General features: G+C 55.8%; 30 protein-coding genes and 1 tRNA gene. 10 read left to right on the top strand and 21 right to left on the bottom strand.

From position 1 onward, the window contains the following. Positions 1-51: 51 nt before the first annotated feature. From HMPREF0721_RS11115 to HMPREF0721_RS11080, 8 genes are all read right to left on the bottom strand, one after another. Entirely contained in the window at positions 52-336 is a 285-nt protein-coding gene (locus HMPREF0721_RS11115; protein ID WP_040640096.1) for a 4Fe-4S dicluster domain-containing protein, read from the bottom strand. Beyond that, positions 337-1,632, bottom strand: coding sequence for an FAD-dependent oxidoreductase (locus HMPREF0721_RS11110; protein WP_040640095.1), 1,296 nt, complete (start codon positions 1,630-1,632; stop codon positions 337-339). A 43-nt stretch (positions 1,633-1,675) separates the two neighbouring features. After that, entirely contained in the window at positions 1,676-2,395 is a 720-nt protein-coding gene (locus HMPREF0721_RS11105) for a ubiquinone/menaquinone biosynthesis methyltransferase (RefSeq protein WP_006599897.1), read from the bottom strand. Beyond that, a complete protein-coding gene (locus HMPREF0721_RS11100) occupies positions 2,386-3,321 on the bottom strand; it encodes a prenyltransferase (protein WP_006599896.1) in 936 nt (311 codons plus the stop codon). The genes HMPREF0721_RS11105 and HMPREF0721_RS11100 overlap by 10 nt, the downstream gene beginning before the upstream one ends. A 1-nt stretch (position 3,322) precedes the next feature. Then, positions 3,323-4,330: a polyprenyl synthetase family protein gene (locus HMPREF0721_RS11095; protein WP_006599895.1), complete on the bottom strand. Its 1,008-nt coding sequence runs from the start codon at positions 4,328-4,330 to the stop codon at positions 3,323-3,325. Positions 4,331-4,358: 28 nt separating this feature from the next. Then, positions 4,359-6,533 (bottom strand): L-lactate dehydrogenase (quinone) large subunit LdhH, encoded by a 2,175-nt coding sequence (gene ldhH, locus HMPREF0721_RS11090; protein ID WP_006599894.1) that lies wholly within the window; start codon positions 6,531-6,533, stop codon positions 4,359-4,361. 29 nt (positions 6,534-6,562) lie between these two features. Next, positions 6,563-7,108 (bottom strand): LutC/YkgG family protein, encoded by a 546-nt coding sequence (locus HMPREF0721_RS11085; protein WP_006599893.1) that lies wholly within the window; start codon positions 7,106-7,108, stop codon positions 6,563-6,565. Positions 7,109-7,210: 102 nt separating this feature from the next. Next, the gene (locus HMPREF0721_RS11080; protein WP_006599892.1) at positions 7,211-8,053 is read right to left on the bottom strand and encodes a DUF445 domain-containing protein; all 843 of its coding nucleotides are present in this window, start codon (positions 8,051-8,053) and stop codon (positions 7,211-7,213) included. Between the two features lie 23 nt (positions 8,054-8,076). Here HMPREF0721_RS11080 and HMPREF0721_RS11965 point away from each other — a divergent pair, with 23 nt between their 5' ends. Next, positions 8,077-8,535, top strand: a complete 459-nt coding sequence (locus tag HMPREF0721_RS11965) for a hypothetical protein (RefSeq protein WP_156788751.1) — start codon at positions 8,077-8,079, stop codon at positions 8,533-8,535. A 13-nt stretch (positions 8,536-8,548) separates the two neighbouring features. Here the strand turns inward: HMPREF0721_RS11965 and HMPREF0721_RS11075 are convergent, their stop codons facing one another. The 10 genes from HMPREF0721_RS11075 to HMPREF0721_RS11030 form a co-directional block, all read right to left on the bottom strand. Then, entirely contained in the window at positions 8,549-9,277 is a 729-nt protein-coding gene (locus HMPREF0721_RS11075) for an ATP-binding protein (RefSeq protein ID WP_040640094.1), read from the bottom strand. A 266-nt stretch (positions 9,278-9,543) separates the two neighbouring features. Continuing rightward, positions 9,544-10,536, bottom strand: a complete 993-nt coding sequence (locus tag HMPREF0721_RS11070; protein WP_006599889.1) for a zf-HC2 domain-containing protein — start codon at positions 10,534-10,536, stop codon at positions 9,544-9,546. Beyond that, positions 10,529-11,017, bottom strand: coding sequence for an RNA polymerase sigma factor (locus HMPREF0721_RS11065; protein ID WP_278224178.1), 489 nt, complete (start codon positions 11,015-11,017; stop codon positions 10,529-10,531). The genes HMPREF0721_RS11070 and HMPREF0721_RS11065 overlap by 8 nt, the downstream gene beginning before the upstream one ends. A gap of 179 nt (positions 11,018-11,196) precedes the next feature. Next, complete coding sequence (locus tag HMPREF0721_RS11060) at positions 11,197-11,436, bottom strand: hypothetical protein (RefSeq protein WP_006599886.1); 240 nt, start codon at positions 11,434-11,436, stop codon at positions 11,197-11,199. 48 nt (positions 11,437-11,484) lie between these two features. After that, positions 11,485-12,489 carry an aldo/keto reductase gene (locus tag HMPREF0721_RS11055; RefSeq protein WP_040640093.1) on the bottom strand — a complete coding sequence of 335 codons (1,005 nt, stop codon included), beginning with the start codon at positions 12,487-12,489 and terminating at the stop codon, positions 11,485-11,487. 169 nt (positions 12,490-12,658) lie between these two features. Then, the gene (locus HMPREF0721_RS11050) at positions 12,659-12,922 is read right to left on the bottom strand and encodes a hypothetical protein (RefSeq protein WP_006599884.1); all 264 of its coding nucleotides are present in this window, start codon (positions 12,920-12,922) and stop codon (positions 12,659-12,661) included. Between the two features lie 30 nt (positions 12,923-12,952). After that, a complete protein-coding gene (locus HMPREF0721_RS11045) occupies positions 12,953-13,147 on the bottom strand; it encodes a TetR/AcrR family transcriptional regulator (protein WP_169310244.1) in 195 nt (64 codons plus the stop codon). 280 nt (positions 13,148-13,427) lie between these two features. Further along, positions 13,428-13,613, bottom strand: coding sequence for a DNA methyltransferase (locus HMPREF0721_RS11040; protein WP_006599881.1), 186 nt, complete (start codon positions 13,611-13,613; stop codon positions 13,428-13,430). Between the two features lie 404 nt (positions 13,614-14,017). Beyond that, positions 14,018-15,148, bottom strand: coding sequence for a hypothetical protein (locus HMPREF0721_RS11035; protein WP_006599879.1), 1,131 nt, complete (start codon positions 15,146-15,148; stop codon positions 14,018-14,020). A 381-nt stretch (positions 15,149-15,529) separates the two neighbouring features. Further along, positions 15,530-16,393, bottom strand: coding sequence for a patatin-like phospholipase family protein (locus tag HMPREF0721_RS11030; RefSeq protein ID WP_156788749.1), 864 nt, complete (start codon positions 16,391-16,393; stop codon positions 15,530-15,532). Positions 16,394-16,659: 266 nt separating this feature from the next. On the opposite strand from HMPREF0721_RS11030, the gene HMPREF0721_RS11025 reads away from it, so the two are divergent. From HMPREF0721_RS11025 to HMPREF0721_RS10985, 9 genes are read left to right on the top strand one after another with little or no spacing between them, the layout of a single operon-like run. Further along, positions 16,660-17,871 (top strand): GspE/PulE family protein, encoded by a 1,212-nt coding sequence (locus HMPREF0721_RS11025; protein WP_006599876.1) that lies wholly within the window; start codon positions 16,660-16,662, stop codon positions 17,869-17,871. Further along, positions 17,843-18,931, top strand: a complete 1,089-nt coding sequence (locus HMPREF0721_RS11020; RefSeq protein WP_006599875.1) for a type II secretion system F family protein — start codon at positions 17,843-17,845, stop codon at positions 18,929-18,931. Before HMPREF0721_RS11025 ends, HMPREF0721_RS11020 begins: the two co-directional genes overlap by 29 nt. Before the next feature lie 26 nt (positions 18,932-18,957). Continuing rightward, the gene (locus tag HMPREF0721_RS11015; RefSeq protein WP_006599874.1) at positions 18,958-19,353 is read left to right on the top strand and encodes a type II secretion system protein; all 396 of its coding nucleotides are present in this window, start codon (positions 18,958-18,960) and stop codon (positions 19,351-19,353) included. Continuing rightward, positions 19,350-19,838 carry a pilus assembly FimT family protein gene (locus HMPREF0721_RS11010; protein ID WP_006599873.1) on the top strand — a complete coding sequence of 163 codons (489 nt, stop codon included), beginning with the start codon at positions 19,350-19,352 and terminating at the stop codon, positions 19,836-19,838. Before HMPREF0721_RS11015 ends, HMPREF0721_RS11010 begins: the two co-directional genes overlap by 4 nt. Then, positions 19,772-20,149: a prepilin-type N-terminal cleavage/methylation domain-containing protein gene (locus HMPREF0721_RS12175; RefSeq protein WP_169310243.1), complete on the top strand. Its 378-nt coding sequence runs from the start codon at positions 19,772-19,774 to the stop codon at positions 20,147-20,149. The genes HMPREF0721_RS11010 and HMPREF0721_RS12175 overlap by 67 nt, the downstream gene beginning before the upstream one ends. Before the next feature lie 33 nt (positions 20,150-20,182). Then, entirely contained in the window at positions 20,183-20,716 is a 534-nt protein-coding gene (locus HMPREF0721_RS11000; RefSeq protein WP_040640092.1) for a type II secretion system protein, read from the top strand. Continuing rightward, a complete protein-coding gene (locus HMPREF0721_RS10995; RefSeq protein ID WP_006599870.1) occupies positions 20,664-21,104 on the top strand; it encodes a hypothetical protein in 441 nt (146 codons plus the stop codon). The genes HMPREF0721_RS11000 and HMPREF0721_RS10995 overlap by 53 nt, the downstream gene beginning before the upstream one ends. Positions 21,105-21,128: 24 nt before the next feature. After that, positions 21,129-21,860, top strand: a complete 732-nt coding sequence (aroD, locus tag HMPREF0721_RS10990) for a type I 3-dehydroquinate dehydratase (RefSeq protein WP_006599869.1) — start codon at positions 21,129-21,131, stop codon at positions 21,858-21,860. A gap of 23 nt (positions 21,861-21,883) precedes the next feature. Further along, positions 21,884-22,453: a shikimate kinase gene (locus HMPREF0721_RS10985; RefSeq protein WP_006599868.1), complete on the top strand. Its 570-nt coding sequence runs from the start codon at positions 21,884-21,886 to the stop codon at positions 22,451-22,453. A gap of 113 nt (positions 22,454-22,566) precedes the next feature. Here the strand turns inward: HMPREF0721_RS10985 and HMPREF0721_RS10980 are convergent. The 3 genes from HMPREF0721_RS10980 to HMPREF0721_RS10970 all read right to left on the bottom strand — a co-directional run bounded on the left by HMPREF0721_RS10980 (position 22,567) and on the right by HMPREF0721_RS10970 (position 23,235). Then, positions 22,567-22,653 (bottom strand) — tRNA-Leu (locus tag HMPREF0721_RS10980). 91 nt (positions 22,654-22,744) lie between these two features. Next, complete coding sequence (locus tag HMPREF0721_RS10975; RefSeq protein WP_006599867.1) at positions 22,745-22,987, bottom strand: GNAT family N-acetyltransferase; 243 nt, start codon at positions 22,985-22,987, stop codon at positions 22,745-22,747. After that, positions 22,966-23,235 carry a hypothetical protein gene (locus HMPREF0721_RS10970; RefSeq protein WP_006599866.1) on the bottom strand — a complete coding sequence of 90 codons (270 nt, stop codon included), beginning with the start codon at positions 23,233-23,235 and terminating at the stop codon, positions 22,966-22,968. Before HMPREF0721_RS10970 ends, HMPREF0721_RS10975 begins: the two co-directional genes overlap by 22 nt. Positions 23,236-23,384 lie beyond the last annotated feature (149 nt).

The raw sequence follows: 23,384 nt of genomic DNA, 5'->3' as shown, positions 1-23,384 counted from the left end.
TTTTCTTTTATACAAAAAAAGGGCCGGCCATTGGCCGGCCCTAAAAAACAATCAACCTTCGCGATAGCTCACGCCGAAGCTGCCTTCGGGGTAATGCCAGTCTTCTATCAATTTGCCCATGGAGAGCACCCGGCAAGTGCCGCATTCTAAACAGCCCAGATGACTGAACTGCACTTCGCCGTCAATGTATTTGTAGCAGCCGGCAGGGCAGGCCAGCACGACTTTGCGGATCTCCGCCTCATCCTTGCACGCCTTGTTGATCTGGATATGAGCATTTTCTTCGTCAGTATGGAAGAGATCCAGCGCCAGTTTGTCGTCTATCGTCATTTTTTTCATTTAAAACGCCTCCAATACGGTCGATGCAAAATCCGTCAGTTCCGCCACGCTGGTGTGCGATGCCACCGCGTTGATAATGTACATAATCAGACCCATTTCCTCCTTGCCGTTGACGGTGAAGGCTTTGGTCGCAATATCGTCCACCATATCGGGCACGTCCTGGAAAATTTCCCGGCGGGAAAGCAACGTCGGGAAACCCTTGTAGGTCTTCATATCCCGCATGATAAAGCTTTGGTTCACCGCTTCCGGATAGCTCGAGAGCACCTCAGCGCTGAAGTCGCCCTGGGCGTGAGCCTTGAGCACAGCCTCTGCTGCAAGTCTGCCGGATTCGATGGCAAAGTCCATCCCCCGAACGGTGTAACCCAGGTTGATGACCATCCCCGCCGCGTCCCCGGTGAGCAGCACGCCGTCGCGGACGAGCTCGGGCACCATGGCCAGACCTTCTTCCGGCACGAGATGACCAGAGTATTCTACGGTTTTACCCCCTTCAATATAGGGCGCGATGGCCGGGTGTGCCTTGAAGCGGTCAAGCATGTCGGGCACAGCCACATCGGAGTGCCCAATGTCACTCAGAGTCGCAACGATCCCGATGGAGACGCTGTCCTTATTGGTATAGAGCAGGCCGCCGCCGAAGCCGCCGAGGGTGGGATCTCCCACGGTCAGCCAGGACATGCCTTCCTGCCCGCGCAGGCCGAAGCGCTCGTTGATAACATCCTCGCCCAGCTTGATGACCTCCTTGGCACCGACCGCCACCTGATGAGGCTCCAGCTCCTTGGTCATGCCCAGATCTTTGGCCAGCAGGGCATTGACCCCGTCTGCCAGAATGACCACATCGGCTTCCATAATTTCGCCGCCGGCATCGATGCCGATGACCTTGCCGTCTTCCACCACGCATCGGTCGACGCAGATGGAAGAGACCACCGCAGCGCCGGCTTCCTCAGCTTTTTCAGACATCCACTGGTCAAATTTAGAGCGCAGCACGGTGTAGGATGCGTCCTCCGGTGTGGCGCTGAGCTTTTCCGAGCCAAAGCCGATATCCAGGCAGCTCTTTTCGCTCATGATCGAAATTTTTTCGTGGTTGACAATTCTTTCAATGGGGGCTTCCTCGGCAAAGTTGGGAATGATCTTCTCCAAACTGTGGCCGTAAAGTCGCCCGCCCGTCATGTTTTTATCGCCGCAATGATCGCCGCGCTCGATGAGAAGCACCTCCAGGCCTTCCCGCGCCAGCACGATCGCTGCTGAACAACCGGCCATGCCGCCGCCAACGATAATCGCGTCAAATTTATCCTCGCTCATGTTCTCTCCTTCTTTTATTCTGATGATCTCCACGAAGCCGCCGCTACTTGCACCCGCAAAACATCATGCAGGCACCAAACAGAAACGACCGCTCCCCAATGGCCCGCAACCCGATCGTTTGAAACAGGTCGACCATGTCACGCTTGCTTAAAAATTGTTCCGTCGACTCCCACAGCCAGCGATATGCTTGGCGATGACGACTGCCGCCGCCGAGAATCGGCATGATATGCTTGAAATACAGCCGGTAAAAGGGACGCACCAGCCCCGCCTCCGGCACCAGGGAATCGAGACAGTAAAGCCGCCCCCCGGGCACGAGCACCCGGCGCATCTCCCCCAGCACCTGAGCGTAATCCTCGGTGTTGCGCAGGCCGAAGGCGATGCACGCCGCCGAAAAACTCCCATTCGGAAAGTCGAGGTGCATGGCATCCCCCACCGTCCAATGCAGCCTAGCCCGAAACGCTTCCGAGGTTTTCTGCCGGGCCACTGCAAGCATGTTCTCCGAGAAATCCACCCCGGTGATGGTCAGATCCGGTCGACGTTCAGCCAGGCCGATGGCAATGTCTCCGGTGCCGCAGCATAGATCCAGCACCCCCTGCCGGGGCGGCGTGGTTTCGGCCAGCTCCGCGATGAGGGCGGCTTTCCATCGCCGCTGCAGTCCCAGGCTGATGCGCCGGTTGCCGCCATCATAATGCTCCGAGATGCTCTCGAACACGTTGTGCACCCGCTCCCGCTTGGCGGGCAGGGCTTCCGGCTTTACATCCATCCGGCCACCTCCGCGAGCAAAGCTGCTGCCGCCGCGAAAATGCAGGCGCCTCCCGCCAGGGCATTGGCCTTGGCAATGCCCTGCATCTGGCGGATCCGCCCCTCGGGCTGAAGCCCGGTGCGGAGCAGTTGCCAAAATGGCCGCCACGCCAGGGCGAGCACCAAAGCCGGCGCCAAAAGTCCCCAGGGCCCGAAGGCCACCCAGGGCAGGGCCGCCAGGGCGACCAGCCACAGAACCACGCCGAAGCGATAACCCGCCACCGTCCGCCGCCGGCCGAGCAGCGCCGGCAGGGTTCGCCGGCCGGCTGCCCGATCCTTTTCGATATCGCAGCCGTTGTTGGTCATCATGATGAGCCCGATGCCGATGACAAAGGGCAGACTGATGAGCAAAATCTCCGGGTGAAAGCGATTGTCCGCCGCCGCGGTGATTCCCAGAGGAATGAATCCGCCCATCACCCCGCCGGAAACGACCTCCCCGAGGGGCAGCTGAGACACGGGCGCAGGGCCAGCGGAATAGAGCACCACCACGGCCCCGCCGATAAGGCCCACCGCCAGGGGCACACCGAGATTCGGCACGGAACCAATGACGCCGGCCAAGGCACCTGCCGCGAGAAAGGCCACGCCCAAATGCCGGGCATGAATCGGGTTGATGTGTTCATACACCAACGTCGCATCGTTTTTCGCCACGTTATCGGTCGCCTGATCGGTGCCGCTGACAAAATCCGCATAATCGTTGAGGGTGTTGACCGCCGCCTGCATGAGCACGCAGGCCAGCACCAGCAGGGCGCCCCGCCAAAGGGCCAGAGGCCGGCCCGCCTGGGCGCTGGCCACCACCGCGAACACCGCGGGGCCGACGGAAGCCACCCAGGTGTGAGGGGCCGCCAGTTGCAGCGCCATTCGGGGCGTCAGGCGATTATAAGGCTTCATCTCACACCTCCAGTCGGGACAGAAGCCGTTTAATGCGTTTCAAGCTGTGGCCGGAGGGAAAGTCGTCGAGAATGGCCGTGGCCTGTTCCCGATACATCCGAATGGCCTGTCGGGTCTGCTCCAGACCGCCGCAGCTGTCGATGGCGCCGCGTACGGCCACAATGCCCTCAAAATCCAGCGGCGCTTTTCGGTTGGCGGCAAGCAGAGGCCGCAGGGCCGCCCCGGCCTTGTCGTCCGCCAGCGCGATGAGCAGCGGCAGGGTGTAAATCCCTTCGCGAACGTCCTGGCAGACATCCTTGCCATCCTCCAGAGGCGCCGCGGTGAAATCCAGCAGATCGTCCCGCAGCTGAAACAATATGCCCAGCAGCTCGCCGAAGCGGGCCAGCTGCTCAATCGCTTCCGGCGCACAGCCCCCCGTCATGGCCCCGATGCGGCAGGCCGCCGCAAACAAGGCTCCGGTTTTTCCCTTGATGTTCTCAAAATACATCGCCTGGGTGGCGTCCGGCCGATGGCGCAGACGCGCTTGGCCGATTTCCCCGGCGCACATCTTCTCGATGGCTTCGGCCAAAATGGCCCCGGGCGCGTTGAGCCCGTCCTTCAACTGATAATAATTGACCCGGGCCATGATGAAGTCCCCGGCGTAGACCGCCGCGTCCTTGCCATACCGACTTTGAATGGCAGGCTTGCCCCGGCGAAAGCGGGCGTCGTCAATGATGTCGTCGTGAATCAGCGACGCCAGGTGAATGAGCTCCACCATGGCGGCCAGCTCCACCGCCTCCCGCTGATGGGCGTGCCAGGCGGGGCCGAGGCTCGCACAGAGCAGCAGCAGCCGGGGGCGCAGCATCTTACCAAAATCGCTCAGGGTATCATCAAGAACGAAGCCCACCGGTGTTCCGGCAAAATCGTGGGCCGTCATCCGGGCAATGGCCGTCTTCACTTCCTTCTGCCAACGGTCGCCCGTCACATCAAAGGCGACGAGTTTGGCCGCGGCGTTTGTCTGTCCTGTCATGGTTGCCTCCCCCGGTGCCCGGCCGGTTTCAAACCAGACCGCGTTTTTCCGCGATGATTTCGGCCGTGTGCTTCACGTCCACCAGCACGTCGCGGGCGTCAAGGCCGCCTTTGATCTGCATCATGCAGCCGGGGCAGTCCACCGCCACGCAATCGGCGCCGCTGTCTTTAATGTGGCCGACCTTGCGCTCGACCAGCGGCGCGGCCACTTCGGGGAACTGAACGCTGTAGGAACCGCCGAAGCCGCAGCAATAATCGCATTCTTCCATTTCTTTGAAGTTGACGCCCTTGGTGTGTTTGAGCAGCTCACGCTGTTCTTCGAAAACGTGGAGGCTGCGCTTGAGATGGCAGGAGTCGTGATAGGTCACGGTGACGGGTTTGCCGTCGCCCTCGTCCGCCAAACCGCCGAGCATATAGAAAAGTTTGCTGAAGTCGTAGGATTTGTCGCTGAGTTCCTGGGCCCGTTTCTGCATCTCGGTACCTTCCTCGAAGAAAGTTTTGTAAAGGCGCAGCTGATGGGTGCAGGAGGGGCAGGCGGTGACAATATAATCGTAATCTTCCGCGTGCATGGCCTCAATGTTCAGTTCCGCTGTCTTCAGCGCGTTGACCGTATCCCCCATATTGGTGGCCGGGCAGCCGCAGCAGGACTGATCCATGGGCATTTCCACCAGATAACCCACCTCGTTGAGGTCGGCAATGACGGCTTTTGCCACATCCACGTAAACAAAATCGAGGAGACAGCCGGCAAAGAGGGCGATTTTCCCCTTGGGCTCAGGCACGTTCTGCTTAATGGTGGGGAAGATATCCCGCAAGGGCATCTTCGCAATTTCCGGAAAACTTCTGCCTTCCGTCAGTCCCGAAAGGAACATGGGCAGGTGACGAATCATCGGCTGTCCCTTGGTAAAGGGTGCCTGGGCCACCGAAGCAATGCGCAGCATCGAGTGGAAGAGCTTGCGGTCGCTGACGGCGTCAAGCGCAAATTTGTGAACCGGATCCTGATGCTTTGCGACGCTCTTTTCCCGCAGCTTCAAGATCATTTCCGCAATGTGCAGACCGCCGCCGCAGACTTCGTTGCAGCGTTTGCACTGCAGGCAGATATTCTGAATCTGATCGGCCCGATCCTCGGAAACCAGGAAATGGGTGAGCAGGGTTCCGATGCCGCCGGTGTAGACGTTGGATCCGTAAACATGGCCGCCAAGCAGGGCGAAGGCCGGACAGACGTCCAGGCAGGCACCGCAGCGAATGCAGTTATAAATTTCTCTGAAATCCTTGTCCGCCAGAATTTCCCGGCGTCCCGGATCGTCCAGGATGACGACGTGAAAATCCTTCGAGGCCTTGGTGTCGGCTTCCTTATCGGTGCACACTTCCGTCGCCCCGGTGTACATCGATATGTAGGATGTGATGCGCTGAGCAGTGCCGTTGCGCGGCAGAGCCTTGAAGATATAGCGCGCGTCCGACAGACTCTTGACGAATTTTTCAATCCCGAAAACATAGAGATGGGTCTTGGGCAGCGTCCCGACCATGCGGCCGTTTCCTTCGTTGGTCATGGTGAAAACGGTCCCCGTTTCGGCCACAGCCACGTTGGCCCCGGAAACCCCCATGTCCGCGTGGGTGAATTTGTCCCGCATAACCCGGCGGGCGGTCTTCACTTCTTCGGAGATGATGGGCTCATTTTTTTCCTTGGTGTAGTCCGTAAACAGATCTGCCACCTGTTCTTTATTCAAATAGAGCGCGGGCATGACCATGTGAACCGGGGTCTGCCCGTCCAGAGCGATAATGAATTCGCCCAGATCGGTTTCATCGACGGTGATGCCATCGTCTCCGAGGACCTGGTTCATGTGAATTTCCTCTGACGCCATGGACTTAGACTTCACAATGGTCTTGACGCCTTTTTCTTTCACGAGGTTGCGCACAAATTCCGTGGCTTCCTCGGTGCTCTTGGCGTGGAAGACGTGGCCGCCTCTGGCGGTACAGTTCTTGGTGAACTCCTCGATCATTTCGTCCACGTGATCCGCCGCGTAGCTCTTGACTTCTTTAATCTTCTGCTGGGTCTCTTCGAAATCGACGCCTTTGTAGGAATTCAGGCGCCTTTCCGGATAAGTCGCACAAAAGTTTCCCAGGGTTCTCCCGAGGGTTTTGTTATGTAAAGCTTCTTGGATCTCCTGCTTTAAAGCTTGGTTTTCCTGGGTCGCTTCGTTAGCCATGATTGATTACCTCCTTCTCTGTCCCAACGTCACGCGTCGTCAACGATAACGGCCGTTAATTTGATGGGGCCGTGCACACCGACCGTCCCGACACATTCGATGTCGGCCGTCCGGCTCGGCCCGGTGATAAAGCCGACATAGGCGGGCAGTTCCGGCATTTCGCTTAAAATATCGAACATATCGTCGTACAGGGGAACGATGGTCGATCCCTTGACCACACCGATATAGTGCTCCGACATGGTGGCGATGATCCGGCCGTCGACATCGTCGCTCATCTGCATCATGGAGCCGAGCTCCGCGATGCCGTAGCCGTTTTCGGTCACACCGCCCTTGTCCGTTTCCGCATTCTTGCGGACATGGTCGGTGTGGACCGTCATCCCCGCCGATTCGAGGGCGGCCTTTACACCGGCCGCTTCAAACAGCGGCGACTGCCCCAAACACAATGACGAAATGCCGTCCTTCTGATAAATATCAGCGATCGTCTTCCCCAACTCAGCCCTTGAAGTGCGGACACATTCACCGTTGACCCCTTCAAGGTTTTCTTTAAACCGCTCGTACAATTCCTCCGAAAACATGAGTGCACCCCTTTCTTGATTTGTGCGCGCTGTTAATGATCCGTAAAAATCGATTGTCCCGTCGCTTTGAAGCCATCACCTCCCTCAATGTGCCGCTGTGGATTACAAGAAAATATTGACGGTGCCGATAACCGCCCCGAGCAGCGCGCCGAACCATACCACCATCCGCAGTTCCCGGGCGACGATATCGAGGACCAGGGATTCCACCTCCCCGGCGCTCATCAGGTTCATCTTCCCAGTGATCTGGGTCACAATATCGATACTTTCGACGATAGGCCGGACATTTTTGCGCATGAAACGCAGGTAAACCGCCTTGATTCCGTCGATGAGCACCCGCTCATTTTCAAACAATACCTCCGTGAGCCGTCCCACCGGCTCCTCCGCCAGGGATGTCCCCTCCTCGGCAAGCATTTCGGCAATGAGGGTTTGCCCCTCCGACGCAAGCTGGTCGGCAATGGGGCCGGCATAGGCTGTCGCCAGATTGCCCATGAGCCGGCCGGTTTCACTTTCGCTCATGGCCTGAGCGCTGCTGATGACCATTTTTCGGGCGGTGCCGGAAGCCACCAGCCGATCCCGAATCCGAGTCGCCAGGGCCGCCCGCATGCGGGCAGCCGCAGCCTCGGGCACGGCCGGTTCCAGTTCCCCCATCGTCCGGGTGCTGCGCAGCTCTGCCGCCACTTGACAGGCAATCTTCTCGGCAAAAGGTTCCGACAGAAAGACGATCTCCAAATCGTCCCAATTGAAAAATTTCGCGAAAACCGCTTTGCCCAAGGCATCCGCCAGTTGGGCCTTGCGCCGGGGAATGATGCCCGGCGTGAAAGGCAACCGCCGGCCGAAAATCATCTTGGGCGTGAGCGGGCGAAAAAGCATCTTGATGGCGATATAGTTTGTGATGTAGCCAATAACGGCCCCGATCAAAGGGGGCGCAATCCAATGGATAAGCATGTGGTTCCTCTTGAAAACAGCTAATGAATGCAAAAATAGTGCTGAAAAAATCGGGGGCCAGTGCTTCAGCCCGCCGCAAAATTCATAGAAGGTGGTCGGAACGGATTGAAAGTAAGGACGGTCAGCCGTCAGTTGTGGTTAATTGGTCCGACCACTTGTCCATCATTATATCCCCTTTTGAAAACATATGCAAGAAAAAATATTATTTGAAAAATCGTATACACATTCCTAATCTTTTTTTAAGCATTTCTATTCGGACATATTTACCCCGCCAATCCACCTTCGGCAAAGCCTGTTTTTCCACCGAATCCGCTTCGATCCGTCCGATCTTCGCTAACACATCCCACGGAATCGGGACAATTCAGATCCAATGGTTTCAAATTGGCACCCCCCCTATCCCAGCCATATCTTCTCCTGGTCTGAAAAATACCGATTTTGCGCATAAAAAAAGAGCTTGCGCTGCGGCGCGCTGCTCTGAATAAATGGCCGTTGCGGTTACAGGCTGCTCACCAGGCTGCCATCCGGCCCCACGACCGACACGCTCCAGGGAATCTGCTTGCCGCTGGCCGCCAGCGCGTTTTTCGTCGCCTGATCGAGACCGCGGCAGCAGGGCACCTGCATGCGCACGATGGCGACGCTTTTAATCTCACTCTGCCGAAGGATGGCCGTGAGCTTATCGCTGTAGTCCCCGTCGAATTTGGGACAGCCGATGATCACCGTGCGCCCCCTTACAAAATCCCGATGGAAATTGCCGTAGGCATAGGCGCTGCAGTCCGCCGCGATGAGCAGCTTCGCCCCGTCGAAATAGGGCGCTTCAGGATTCACCAGTTTGATCTGCACCGGCCACTGACGCAGCTCGCTGACAGCCGAAGCGGCGCCGGCCTGCGGCTTGTGCTCGAACATCTGCGCCGCCGCTCCCGGGCATCCCGACGGATTCGGATGCGCCTGGGCTCTGAGGCCGTCGGCCCTTTGCCTGATGCGATCCAGCCGCGCGGCGTTGGCCGCCACAGCGGCCTCGTCATAGGTCGCGGCCTCCCGGGTTTCAAAGGTAATCGCTCCGGTGGGGCATTCGGGCAGGCAGTCGCCCATCCCGTCGCAATAATCGTCGCGGATCAGCCGGGCTTTGCCGCCGACCATTTCGATGGCGTTTTCGTGGCAGGCCTCTGCGCACAGGCCGCAGCCGTTGCATTTGGCTTCGTCGATGTGAATGATTTGTCGCTGCATGATTTCCCCTTCTCCAATGGATTTATTTACACTGATTTCTGTTGACAAACGTGTCCCAATAAACAGGGAGACACGGCGACTCCTATCAAACTCGGATATAAACTGGGAGGCGAGCCGCCGCACGGTTATCATAACCGCTCCGGCGCCGGGATGCTGTTGGCATGCCAACATTTTTGACGACGGATCCAAAAATCCGGACGCCCGCCGCGAAGGCGGCCACAAAAAACGGACCGTCAATCGACAGTCCGCTTGCGCGTGTGCGGCGGTCAACGATCCCTACGCCGCCGGGCGGCCAACAAGAGCCCACCAGCAGCCACCACTGCCGCCGCGCAAACCAAAAAACTGATATTGGCGTTAAACATCGTATTAGAGGTCCAATCGCGAAGATTCATCCGTGCCATGGTAAAACCGATGCGGCCGGTCAATGCCAAATTCATCACATCGTTGACGATGCCGAACCACACGCCCCAAACAAGCGTGATAAGCCCTGCCTTTTGCAGGCGGTTGACGCGCTGCCTGGCCGCCGCGAAAAACGTCAGCCACGCCGGCACCACAAAAACCGTCGCTGTGACCACTGCCTCCCGGCAGCCTGCCATATCGCCATTGGCCAGGCTGACCGCCAAAATTGTCAAATACAGCCACAGGGTATCCCAGGCGATAATGACCAGGGCTTTTTTATCGGCCAAAACCGGCGGCAGCGCCATCCCGCGAATCGCCAAAGGCAAAAACACGAGCGAAATGCCAAAGATTGTTCCGGCCACTGTGTCGATGATAGCGCCGCCATAAAAGGCACCAACCGCAATTTCGATCAGCACCACCGCCGCCGTCCCCGCGAGAATTGCTTTGGCCAGGCGGTTTTGTTTCGCCATCATCGGAACCACGGTCAGCGATGCCACCAGGGCCATCGCCGCCGCGAGCACCACCGGCACCCCGGCCTCCGCACCGCCAAGCAAGGCCACCACCGCGGCAATCACCACTGGAATCATCAAAAGCCAGGCGATGATCACCCCGGCCCGCCAGGCTGTCCGGCGCTGGGCCCGCTGGTGCCGGGCCAAAACCCCCGTCTTTTCCGCGTCGATCACCGCCTCGATATCCGCCTTCTTCAAATCGGCCGCCAGCTTTCTGCAGTTCGGACAATCTGCCAGATGGGCCTCGACCAGCGCGACGCTCGCCGCGCTGCACGCCCCATCGATATAAAGGGGCAGCAGATCCCGCACCACCGCGCAGGTATCCGCCGGCTTCTCCTGCCGTTCATTCATTTTCTGCCATCCTTTCCTGAATCTTCCGCTTCGCCCGGTGATAGGTCACCCGCGCCCAGTTCTCCGACTTCCCGAAAACCCGGCCGATATCCGCGAAGGAGAGTTCCCCGAACACCCGCAGCGAAAAAACTTCTTTATAAGGCTCGTTCAGATGGTGAAGCACCAGGTGGATGCGCAGCGCCGTGTCGTGATCCGCCACCCGGGCCGGATGATCCGTCTCGTCCGGCGGCGCTTCCTCCGGAAAAGGCGCCCGCCGCTTTTCCTCCCGGAAGCCATCCACCGCGAGATTTTTAGCGATCGCGCACAAATAGGTGCGCTCGGAGGCATCGCCGCGATAGGTACGCCCTGCCGTCATGGCTTTCACGAAAGTCTGTTGGGCAATCTCTTCCGCCCGGGCCGCGTTTTTGGTCAGGCTCATCGCATAGGAATACACCTGCATGTAATACGTTTGATAAAGCTTCTCGAAATCCGTGGCAGCCACCTCCTCTCTGATTTTCCGGCGCGCCGGTCGCGTCACCCTGCATCGGCCTTATATGCATTAGACGGCGACAGACGCGTTTCGTTACAAACTTTTTTGTTTTTTGCCGCCCACGCTCCCAGGCATCAAAAAAGGCCGCCCGGTTTCCGGGCAGTCTTCGTGTGGAGCGCTGTCATGTGCCATCAGCGTGTCGGCCGGACATAGGTGCCGATACATGCCACCCGGGCATCCGCTTCGTGGCCGATTTCCCCGGTAACGGCAACGGGCAGGTGCTCGCCGGCAATCCTTTTAATCAACGTCACGATATCCGGCGTCGCTTCGGTGGCCGTCATTTGGATAAAGGTCCCCAGCAAGGTGCTGCTGCCACGTTGATCCCGTGCCGATGCGAAATTGCCTTGCCTGATGACTTGATTCAGGACCATAAAATACCTTCACTCACCAAATACAACCCGCATTTTATATGCGCCGGTTCATTTCTTTTCATCCAAAAGAACCACATCCGCCGGCGGATTGCGGTCAATGGCGCCGACAATGCGATGCGGCTGATACGGCGCTTCCATATAAGCCATCTCCTCTTCTGTCAGCTTTACATCAAGCGCGCCGGCAGCATCCTCAAAGTTTTCAGCCCGCGTGCCGCCGATAATCGGTGCCGTCACACCCTTTGCCCACTGCCAGGCGATCGCGATCTGCGCCATCGATACGCCGTGTTCCCTCGCCACCTCGTGAACTCTGTCGATGATTTTCATATCGTCATATTTATCCGCATCATATTTGCCCATCGCCACACGGTCCGTCCGGCTTCGAAGAGAATCCGACTCCCAGGTTGCCCGTGTCAAATGTCCGGAAGCCAAGGGACTATAGGGCATGAGCGACACTTTCATCTGCCTGCAAATTGGAATCAGTTCCCGTTCATCCTCGCGATAGATCAAATTGTAATGATTTTCCATTACCTGAAACTGGGCCCAACCGTGATCCCGCGCACACAACTGCATATTGTGAAACTGATATCCGTACATAGCGGAAGCGCCAATAGCTCTGACTTTTCCGCTTCTAACCAGATCGTTTAAAGCCGCCATCGTCTCTGCAATCGGCGTGTCATAATCAAATCTATGGATGATATACAAATCCAGATAGTCCGTGCCCAGCCGCTTTAAGGTGCCGTCGATTTCCCGATGGATGGCTTTGCCGGAAAGTCTCCCCGGATTAAAATAAACCTTCGACGCGATCACAACCTTGTCACGAGGCACGTTTTTCTTCAGCGCATTGCCCAAATATTCCTCACTGGTTCCCGCTGAATAACCATTCGCCGTATCAAAAAAGCTGATGCCCAGATCCAGCGCACGCCGAACCACCTCTGTGGTCTTCGCTTGATCCAGCGTCCAGTCGTGCATGGTCCCGGCCTTGCCAAAGCTCATGCAACCAACACAAAGCTTTGATACTTCAATATCCGTATTGCCCAATTTCGCATACTTCATCGCTTTTCTTCCATTTTTGATGCCACATTCGGCTTTCACTTTTCATGGCCTTATTGCCATTCTTTTTCCAAACATACCTAAAGAATCCGCAGCAGAAAATTTTCGGTTATTTCCCGTATGGATGTGGCCCGGTATGTCATACCGACCCGCGCCATTGCCGCTTTCTGCTTTACCGTTGGATAGGCATAAGGATAAACGCCATACAGAAAGGGAAAGAATCGGAAAAAAACTGACGCAGGCAACCACAAAAGATCTCCAAACTCTCTTTGAACGCCTGCTTGTAATCCACCAGCCGTTCCGGCCGACTGTTTTCTTCAATCTCGTAGAGATTCATCGCGCAGATTTTGAGAAGCACCTCTCTGTCCGCCAAGGTATCGGCCAGCTTTGACGCAAATGCCTCCTTGGTAAGCGACGAAAAATCATCCCGAAGCATGCCAAGGTGCTTGTTCCACGCCGCATGCTCTCACGTCAAAAACCCCAAAAAAATCTCTTCCTTGGTTTCAAAATAATTATAGATCGACGGACGGGACAGGGAGGTTTCTTCACTGATATCTTTAATGGTGATGTCGTGAAACCCCTTTATTTGATAGAGTCTGCCGCAGGCATCCAAAATCTCTTTCTGACGCGCTTTATCACGCTCTATTGATTTTGCCGGCATCTTTCTCACCCCCATTATCGAATTCTATTTCCTGCTGTATAAGCCGCTTTCATCGTCGGCGTCCCAAGAACTTCACCTTTGTTCATAAACCCCATTGGAATATATTTTCTTCTGATTACGTAGTGAACTTTCGCTTGATTATCTGGTTCTATTGTTCCAAACTTGGTAGATGCAAAGGTATTTTTAATGTGGGTTCCCAAAGAAAAGCCACTGCTTTTTTATACCAACCCGTCACATAATCTAATCTTCAGCCCGAAAAAATATCATGGATTTCTGTTTTCTAAGCTTTCGATATATACATCCCATCCACAAACAACGGATTCCCCATGATAAAATCCAATTCATTTTTGGGCACCACTGTCTCCCAGTTCATGGCGAGGGCGTTGCCCTCGGCGATGCCGGCGCTCGTGGTCAGCGGCAGAAAATCCAACGGCATTTTCACAATCTCTTCCGTGGTGGCAAGCATTTGGCTTTTCGGCAATCCACAGGGCAGTCTTCGCGACAGAAACGGCAAAATCGTTGATCTCAATCCTGTAAAACTGGCTGATCTTCACACGGATGGGATTGTAATTGGCATCGCCCACAAAATCTGCCCGGCGGCAAGCTCGGAAATTACCCGATTTTCCAGCTTGCGAAGAAAAAGATAGGTTTCGGTAGGAAAATTGCCAGAACCGTTGCCGCTATAAGATTGATACAAGCACAACTTATTCCTTCAGGTGTGTGCATGATTTGCACACACTTGTGAGAGCTGGATATATGCGTTTTTTCAGGATGCTATGACCCTGATCATGACCGCCGCTCACTTTTTGATAGCTTTGACAATCAGCACAACTACAATGATAATTACAATAGTGTATATTATTCCAAGCATTATTTCTCTCCTTCCGAACATTTCACTACAGATTCATTCTCTGGCAAATACACCTTATTCCCTTCGATATACAGATCAAGCTTCTGATCATGCAGATCTTTAATCTTGACCAAAGATTCCGAAAATGCCGCTATTCCAGGATCCTCATCCTGTTCAATCCGTTTTAGCTGAGTTTCTATTAAAATATATTTTTTTTGTTTCTCTCTTCTGCATGGCTCACCCAAAATTGGGATTTTTCCCCAAAAACTGTCAAAACCTCTGTAAACAGGTGCAGCCTTATAATTAATCGATGATGGAAGATAATGGGAAACCCACTCCTTGCAGCTCTCAATCAACTGAACATAATCGTCTGTATTTTTTTGAATTCTATCAATAACAAATTTGAGATTTTCTTTACTGAAATTTCCTAACAATATGGTCTCAAAGTAAAGCGTGTAGTTCTTTATGTAAAAGGCTAAATGATAATCTCTTATAGCCCTAATTAATTTCTGTATGGTCGGATTAGCCTTGCCCATACAATGAAACTGATCAGGCGTAGAAAGAATGTCATCAATTTCTTTCTTATAATGGCTTACACTACTATTTACTCCTATCTTTACCTGACTTATCTCATTCTTTTTCTGTTCAACGAAATCTTTATTGTTCCAGTTTATCTGATACTCCTCAATGGTATCATTCAGCGTGGTCAGATATCCCTTTAACTTGCTTTCCTCTTGGTTTTCCAGAAAATTCAGAATTTCCTGCTGAGTAGCTTGTATTTCACCCAGTTGGTGCTGGATACCCATCAATGCAAAGGCTATGAACATTTGTGTCGGGTCAAAATGTACCGGAATCAGACGGGCCTGTACTATCTTTCCGTTACTTATACCTGATCCCAGAAACGCATTTTCATTTTTGAATTTAAACAATGTGCCATCAAAACCCTTAGGAAACGTCACTTTGTAGATTCCCTCGCCGCCTACTTTTGCCTGACTTTCCAGAAAATTATGTATCGTACTACCAACAGCTCCTAATGAAGAAATCTCTGAAATAGAAACTGCTTTATAATTTGCAGGTATCGGTTCCTGCGTCGGATCAATGACTTCCACAACGGCATTCTCAGCTTGGACAATTTCGTTTTCAACGGTCATCTTCTTCCCCTCCTAAGAACTCTATTCCAAACTTACTTATAAATAAAAAGAGCACTGGCCGAAAGGTCAATGCTCCATCAAATTTCTCGATGTGCAGCTTACGCACCTTCGTGCTTCACTGTATAAAATTTACCATATTTTCAAACTTCTTGCCATCCGAACATCAATCCAAAATGGCTACCTCTCTACCATCCTTAAAAGTCAGCCGGACATCGGTTCCGCGAGCCGTCATGGCTTCGGAGAATTCTCGGCGCAGCCCAGCGCTTCGGTATCATGCAAATGCAAAATGATATTTCCTCAAACCTTTGAATCTGCACTCTATCCTAAAATTCATCACAGATGTCATCGCTAAAAGACCATCGGATTCCCCGGTGGTTTCAATCATCGCCACTTTTCGATAAAGGCGGGAATCGCCGCCGCATCGCGCAGCCCTTTTTGATACAGCGCTTCGGAGGCTTCCGGCGTTTTGCCGAAGGTCTTCATCCCGGCGATGTCATCCGGTGCCACGATGAGCACGCGGCCATCCCTCTCCAGCGCCAGGGCACGGCGCAGTTCGCGGTTGTAGGTTGCCGCGCGTCTGGCAAAGACCCGCGACGCGCCGTGAAACTGCCGGCGCATCAGCTTAGCCTGGCGACGATCGTGCACATCTGTCCTGAAATAATGCTTCGGCCGGGTTAAAATCACCACCACCGCATCACAGCCATCGGCAAACGCTCTTGCGATCGGCACCGGATCCGAAATGGCGCCGTCGTAATAAAACCGTCCATTCAGCGGGAAAGGCCTGCAAAATACCGGCACCGAACAGCTCGCCATAATGATCCGGTAATCATCCTGAGCCATATCTTCCTTGCCGAAATAAATCGCTTGCCCCGTTTCGGCGTCTGTCGCCACGATCGTACAAGGTGCGGGGTTGGCCATCAGTCCGGGGAAATTGAGCGGATACTCGCCGTCCGAATTGGACAAAGTCCCATAAACATAACGCAGATCGATCACCGAGCCGGTGCGTGCGAACACGCCCGGACTCGAGTATTCCTTTCTCAGACAATAATTCGTGTAGTATTCATGGTTGCGGCCGCGCTGACCGGCCAGATAGCTGGTGACGTTGGCACTGCCCGCCGAAATGCCATAAGCCGCATCAAACTGCACCCCCAAATCCAGACACCGGTCAAAAACGCCGGCGCCGTACACGGCGCGCTGTCCGCCGCCGACGTCAATCACGCCGATTCTTTTGGCTCTTTCTTTCAAAATATACTTCTTTCTAATACCGCTTTGTCCGCGCAACAAAGTTTTTAATCCATTGACTTTAACTATATTATTTTATCACGCCTGCCCTTTTATCGATAGCCGAAATTTTTGTCGAATTTTTCACTATTTTTTATTCTATTTTTGTATTGATTACATTTTAAAATCTTTCTATAATAAAATTAATGAAACATCATGATTTTCGACTTTTTAACTTTCTTTAATATAGGCATAACCATTTTTGCTTTCTCAGATCGTCAGGTAATCCCATGGGTAAATTTTCCGATAAGCTCGGGCTGCATCCCGTTCCGGCGACGCCGGTCTCCGATCCGCCGCAATCGCCTGAACATATTATTAAACTCTCTCACACCTTGCTTGAACAGGCGGTCGACGCCCGCGCGTCAGACCTTTATCTCGAAGCTTTTGACAAGGGCAGCTGCCGCATCCGCCTGCGCATCGACGGCGTGCTCCACCTTTGGACCAACTTGTCCCGGTCGGATTTTAACGGCTTGCTCACCCGTTTTAAAGTGCTGGCCCAGATGGACATCGCCGACAAGCTTCGTCCCCAGGATGGCAGTTTCCGTTACGCCCTCGGCGGGGACACAATCAATATCCGCGTGAGCACCCTGCCTTTGCTCGACGGCGAGCATCTGGTGCTGCGCCTTTTTGATACGAGACGCTATCTGCAAAGTTTTTCGGCGTTGGGACTTTTCCCGGACGACGCCCGCAAGGTCAGCCATCTGCTCACCTGCCGGCAGGGCCTCATCGTCGTTGCGGGGGCCACGGGCTCCGGCAAGACGGCCACGGTTTTTTCCATGCTTAATGAACTGAATCAAAGCGCGCGCCACATCCTCACCCTGGAAGATCCGGTGGAGATCCGTCTGCCCGGGCTTTCCCAGGTGGCCATCAACCGCAAGCAGGGACTCGACTTTGAAACCGGCCTGCGGGCTATCCTCCGCCAGGATCCGGACGTGATCGTCATTGGTGAAATCCGGGACGAAGCCTCGGCCCTCGCTGCCGTGCGCGCGGCAATGACCGGGCATTTGGTAATCACCACACTTCACACCCGCAATATCGCGGCGACCCTGGATCGACTGGTTAATCTCGGCGTGCCGCCCTATCTGATTGCCGATACGCTCATCGGCATCATCTCGCAGAAACTGGTGCGCAGGCTCTGTCCCCATTGCAAAACAAAAGTTCCCGACGCTGAGCCTTTACGCCGCCTTTGGCGTCTGCCGCAGACCGCCGATCCCCACCGCGCCGGTCGGTGCGCGCGCTGCCGTCAAACCGGACATTGGGAGCGGACGGGCATTTTTGAAGTGATCGATTTATCCCGCGGGCGAAAGCTGCTCGATGCGGCTTTGCTGCGCGGCGACCGCCGGGCTTGGCGGGGCCATTATCGCCCGTTCGCGGCATCCCTTGCCGCGTGGATCGCAAGGGGGGAGGTCAGCGATGAAGAAGCGCGTCAGGTTCTCTTTTAGGTCCGGCCGTTTTCAAACTCTGAGTGCGCAAAAGCTGGCCATTTTCTGCGGTCAGCTGGGCACCATGCTCAGTGCCGGCGTCGGCATTCTGCCCGCCCTGCGCACCATCGCCGGGCGCGAACATGCCCCGCATCTGCAGGATCAGCTGCACCAGGTGGCTCAGGCCATCGCCCGGGGACACCCTTTAGCCGACGCCCTCGAAGATCCGGCCATCGGCGCTTCACCTTTTCTCATCAACATCATCCGAACCGGCGAAGCCACCGGAGAGCTCGACAGGGTGCTTTTTAATCTCGAAACCTTTTACAGCCGGCAAAGCGACATCCGAAATAACCTCTTTCAAATTTTTATTTATCCGATCTTTGTGCTCTGCCTGACGGTGGCCGTCACTCACTATCTGGTGCGCACGGTGATGCCGGTGCTCCTCGACTCGCTGACCTCCATGGACCGCAGCGTGCCGCCGGGCAGCAGGCTGCTCATCACCCTGAGCCGCGGCCTCTCCTGGGGGCTGCCCGCGGCGATGCTCCTGCTTCTATTCGGCGTACTTTTCGCCCGAACCCTGCCGCAGGGCAACGCTCTTCGGCAAAGACTCCATCGGCTGGCGCTGCACCTGCCGCTTATCGGCCGTTTATTTTACCTGCGCAGCATGGAAATCTTCGCCGATTCCCTGGCCATGATGGTGCGCAGCGGTGTCGCGCTCATCCCGGCCCTTCAGATCGTGTGCCAAAATCTTCAAAACGATTTTCTGCGCGCCCGCTTGAGCCGCACGGCCGCCCTGATCGAAAGCGGCATGAGCCTCACTGAGAGCCTTGAGCGCATCGACGTTCTCGACGCTGAATTCTTCCAGCTGATCCAGGTCGGCGAAAGCGCCGGCTCCCTGGCGCAGGTGCTGTCCAAAGCCGCCGCCTATTATCACAAGACTTATCAAAAACGGTTTAAGCGGCTGTCGGCTGTTTTGGAGCCCGCCGTCCTCGTGATCGTCGGTGTGCTCGTCGCCGTCGTCGTCCTGTCTTTTATGTCGATTCTATACGCGATTTACACCGGTTATGCCAGCCTGCTTTAAATTGCCCATTCCCCAAGGAGACGCTCATGCAATTTTTGATCTCACCCTCCAAATGCACCGATGCCAACGAAGGCTTTACCCTCACTGAAATGATTATCGTCCTGGTGATCATCGGGCTTCTGGCGGCCGTCGCCGTGCCGATCTTCAGCAATATTCTCGAAGACGCCCGAAAGAAAACCGATGAGGCCAATATGGCCGCCATCGAAACTGCGGTGGAAACCTACGAAGCAAAAACCGGCCATCTGCCGGCCGTTTCCGCCGCCTCCGGAACCAATGCGGCCTATGTCGAGCTGATCACGCTGCTCAAGAAAGAAAACTACATCCGAAGCAAAGCGACGCAGGATCTTGCCGCAAAGGAAAAGGGCAAAATCTTTGTCTACAACAGCGCGAGCGGCGAAGTCGCTTTGAACCGTGCCCCATGATGCAGCAAACGCATGCCGCCGGCTACACCCTCACCGAGATGATTGTGGTGCTCGTCATCCTGGGACTTGTCGCCGGCGGCGTGGCTGTCCTCGGCACCGCGGCCTACGGCGCGATGCACAAGACCCGTTTTGAGGCAGAATGTGCCGAAATCCAGTCGGCCTTTGTCGATCTGCGCAATCAAGCGCTGATGTCCGGCTCGCCCTATGGCGCCTACGCCCAAATTCTCGAAGACAAAATTGTCCTGACCCATTACCGCGGCGACAACGGCGCGAAAGTCACCCGAACCTTGCCGCTCCAGTCAATTCGCATCCAAAACCGGCGGCATCGGCCGATCAGTGTCGTCAATCTGTCCTTTACCGCGGCGGGTACCATCAGCCGCGGCACCACCCTCTCCCTGAACGGGCCGGGACGGCTCCAATGCTATCTGATTTTCCAGCCGGTGACCGGCCGCATTTATTTAAACAATACCCCGCCAAACCCATGAAAACCCAACATCCCGACACCCCTTCGGCCGACGGCTTCACCTTGGTGGAAATGCTCGTCGCGCTGCTCGTTCTCGCCCTGGCCACCGCCACGCTGCCCCTTCTCTTTGGGGCGACCTTCGACGCTTTCACCGTCGCCCGGGAGCGGAATGCCCAGGCCCGGGCACTTTCTGCCATTGTGGTTCAGGTCCAGGCGGCCGCCGAATCCCGGCCCGAGGGGGCGATATCGGCGCCGCTGCCCGGCAAATCGCCGCGCGCCACAAGGGCTTCAGCGCCGCCGTCTCCCCGCTGGAAGATCATCTTTGCGCCTTAACTTTAACCTACCGCGATTCCCGAGGACACACCCATGTCTATCACGAAAAAATTTACACACCGCCGCCCGCGCCATGACGCCGGCTTTACCCTTGTCGAGCTGCTCGTCACGCTGATGATGCTCACAGCGGTCTGCGGCGTCTGCGGGCTTGCCCTGTCCGTCTTCGTCAGAAGTCTGCCGGCCGCGAAGCCCACGGCTGAAGATCAGGCGTTTCAGTCGATCCACCTGTATCTCAAAAATCAACTTGGCGCCAGTTCCACCGTCATCATCAAAAACGGCGCGGTTTATCTGAAAGATCCCGAAACGCCCGGCTATTATAATTATTACACCCGAAGTGCCGGCGATTTGCTGATGCGACACAAAGTCGATGCCCATCTGCAGGGCATCGGCAGCGGCGAAACCAGCCAGTTCGCCGCCCGTGTCCGCGATTTTGCCCTGACGCCGTCGTTTGCCGGCGGCCGCCCCACCGGCCGTTTTCACCTGCGCGTTCAATTCACCGATCGAAATGAAGCTTATGAAACTGATTTGCACTTCCCGGGAGATCCCGCCCAAATCCAATGCCCATAACGGCGGCTATGTGCTCCCGATGGTTTTAATCCTCTTGATTTTTGTTCTGGGAATCGGCACCGTGCTACTGATGCGCGCGGGCAACGCCGTCCGCCTCAGCCGCCATTACCTGGATCACAGCTATTGCGACACCCTCGTCGAGAGTGCCCGCGCCGAATGTCGGGCCCGCCTCGAGGAAAATCCGAGCTACACCGGTACGGGCAGCTGGGTGGCCCTGCCCGATCGCGGGCAGTACCGCATCAATGTCACGGCGGGAACATCCGACACCGAACGGCGCCTCGTGATCACCGCGCGCTGCGGCGAGTGCCAAATCAAACAAAAGGGGACGGCCGCCCTTGACCCGCAGACCGGACGTGTGCGTGTATTTTCTCTTGTACTTGCAAAATGATATCAGATATTGTAAGGTTAGGCCATGAATAAGAAGCCCACCATTCAGGCGCATGCCTTTGCACTTTGCGTGCCCGTCGCGCCAACCGATTCCAAATCGTTTCACACCCAGATCGCCCGGGCCCGCAGCGCCCACCCCGACTTCATCGAGTGGCGGCGGGACGCCTGGCCGGCCATCACCCTGAGCGAACAGGCCGATTGCCTGACCGCATTCCAAGCGGACGGCCTCATTTTCACCCACCGCGCCGAAGCAGAGGGCGGAGCGCATCCGACATCCCTCGACATCAGATTAAAAGCGATCGACGCCGCCGTCCAAAGCGGTGCTTGCGCCTACATCGATCTCGAGGCTGCCACGCCGCCGGACGTTCTGGCCGATGTCCGGACGGCGCTCAGACACCGCCGCACCGGTCTCATTCTCTCCTATCATGATTTTCATGCGACGCCGGCCTCAAATGACCTTCGTCAAAAACTGGCGCAGATGGCCGAACAGGAGCCGGACATCATCAAAATAGCCGTCACGGCCCGCTCCCCGAAGGATGTGGCCCGGGCTGCCGGCGTCGTGGCTGCTTTTTCTGAAACGACGGCCCAGCCCGTGATCTTTGTGATGATGGGCGCTGCCGGCACCATCGTGCGCGTCGCGCCGGAATGCTTCGGCGGGTCCTTGACCTTTGCGGCCCTGAGCGCGGCCGAGACCACCGCACCGGGCCAGCTGTCCCCCGCCGCCCTCATGGCACTGCGCCGCCAGCTTCAGCTTTAATTTTTTTATTTTCAGGAGTATTTATGGCACTACCGCATATCATTGCACTCATCGGCTATATGGCCACCGGCAAATCCACCGTCGGGCAGGCCATGGCCAAGGCCTGCGGCTATGATTTTATCGATACGGACGAGGCGATCGTTCAGGCCGCCGGCAAATCCATCCCGGCGATTTTTGAAGAGGACGGCGAAGCGGTTTTCCGCGCCGCCGAAACCGAAACCCTCCGGCAGATCCTCACCGCCCAACCCCGGAATCAGGGGTTGATTTTGGCCTGCGGCGGCGGCCTGCCGCTGAACGCAGAAAACCGCACCCTTTTGGCCGACCATTGCTTTACCGTTCAGCTCATCGCCGATAGCGAAACCATCGCCCAACGCGTCGAAGCCCAAGGCGAACGCCCGCTGTTGGCCGCCGCAAAGGATCACGCCGATCTTGTGGCCCGCATCGACCAGATGAAGGCCCGCCGCAAACGCGATTACAAAGCCGCGACCGATATGAACGCCGAAACAGACATTCTCCCGATTGAAGACGTGGTGGATTCCATTCTCTTTTTTGCGGAAATGGTGCAAAACCGCCGGAAACGTCTCGCCGACTAACCGCGCGCAATAAAAAAGCGAAGCAATCGCTTCGCTTTTTTTATTGCGCCGTTTCATTTAAGCATAAAAATAAACAGCAAAAAACCGGACCTGCGTCCGGTTATGCTTGCAAATGGTGCCGAAAGTGGGATTCGAACCCACACGGTATTGCTACCAACGGATTTTGAGTCCGCCAAGTCTGCCAATTCCATCATTTCGGCTTTTAATTACCAATGTATTTTATCAAATCGTCTCAACAATTGCAAGCCATTTTTCGCGTCATCTGCATTTTTCGTTAACAACTGCATCCCTTTATAATCTGCAGACGCAGTCCAGCCATCCGCCGCTGCCCAGCGCAGAAGCAGATGGTCCCAGGGATTCAAATCCCATGCCTCGATAAAAGGCGAGCATCTCCGCGTGGCAGGTCAAAAACAGCGCCCGGCGTCCTTCTGCCCGGCGCAGAGCCTGATACGCCGCCATGAGCCGATGCGCCAGCCCGCGGCCGCGATAGGCCGGCAATACCTCAAGCCCCGTCAGCATGATATTTTGTCCCAAAGGATCGTGCCCTGCGACGCCATCAAAAAAAGATCGTCAAATCGCCCCGCGTCACTGGCGACGCCGTCGAGAAATCCCGCCAGCTGCCCGGTCACAAGATCCCGAGCCACCAGCCACAGGCCAGTCGCCCGGTCGAGCTTGGGCGCAAGCTGTTCACGCGTCAACACCTCGTCCGGCGGAAAACAAAGCCGCTCCATTTCACAAAGCGCGTCCAAATCCTTTTGGGTTGGATTCATCAATTCAAACATAAGGCCTCCTGTCCGCCGCAACGCCACGAAGGCGCCGCCAATTCACGCCGGCAATTGTTTTAATTGTATCACGGGGCGGTTCTTTTCTCAAATGCGGCAAAACCCATCCGATAAAAAAGAGCCCTGCCATCGCAAAGCTCTTCTTGGTA

This window comes from Pseudoramibacter alactolyticus ATCC 23263 (genome assembly GCF_000185505.1).
In the GTDB taxonomy this organism is placed as follows: domain Bacteria; phylum Bacillota; class Clostridia; order Eubacteriales; family Eubacteriaceae; genus Pseudoramibacter; species Pseudoramibacter alactolyticus.
This window is presented reverse-complemented; position numbering and strand designations above follow the sequence as displayed.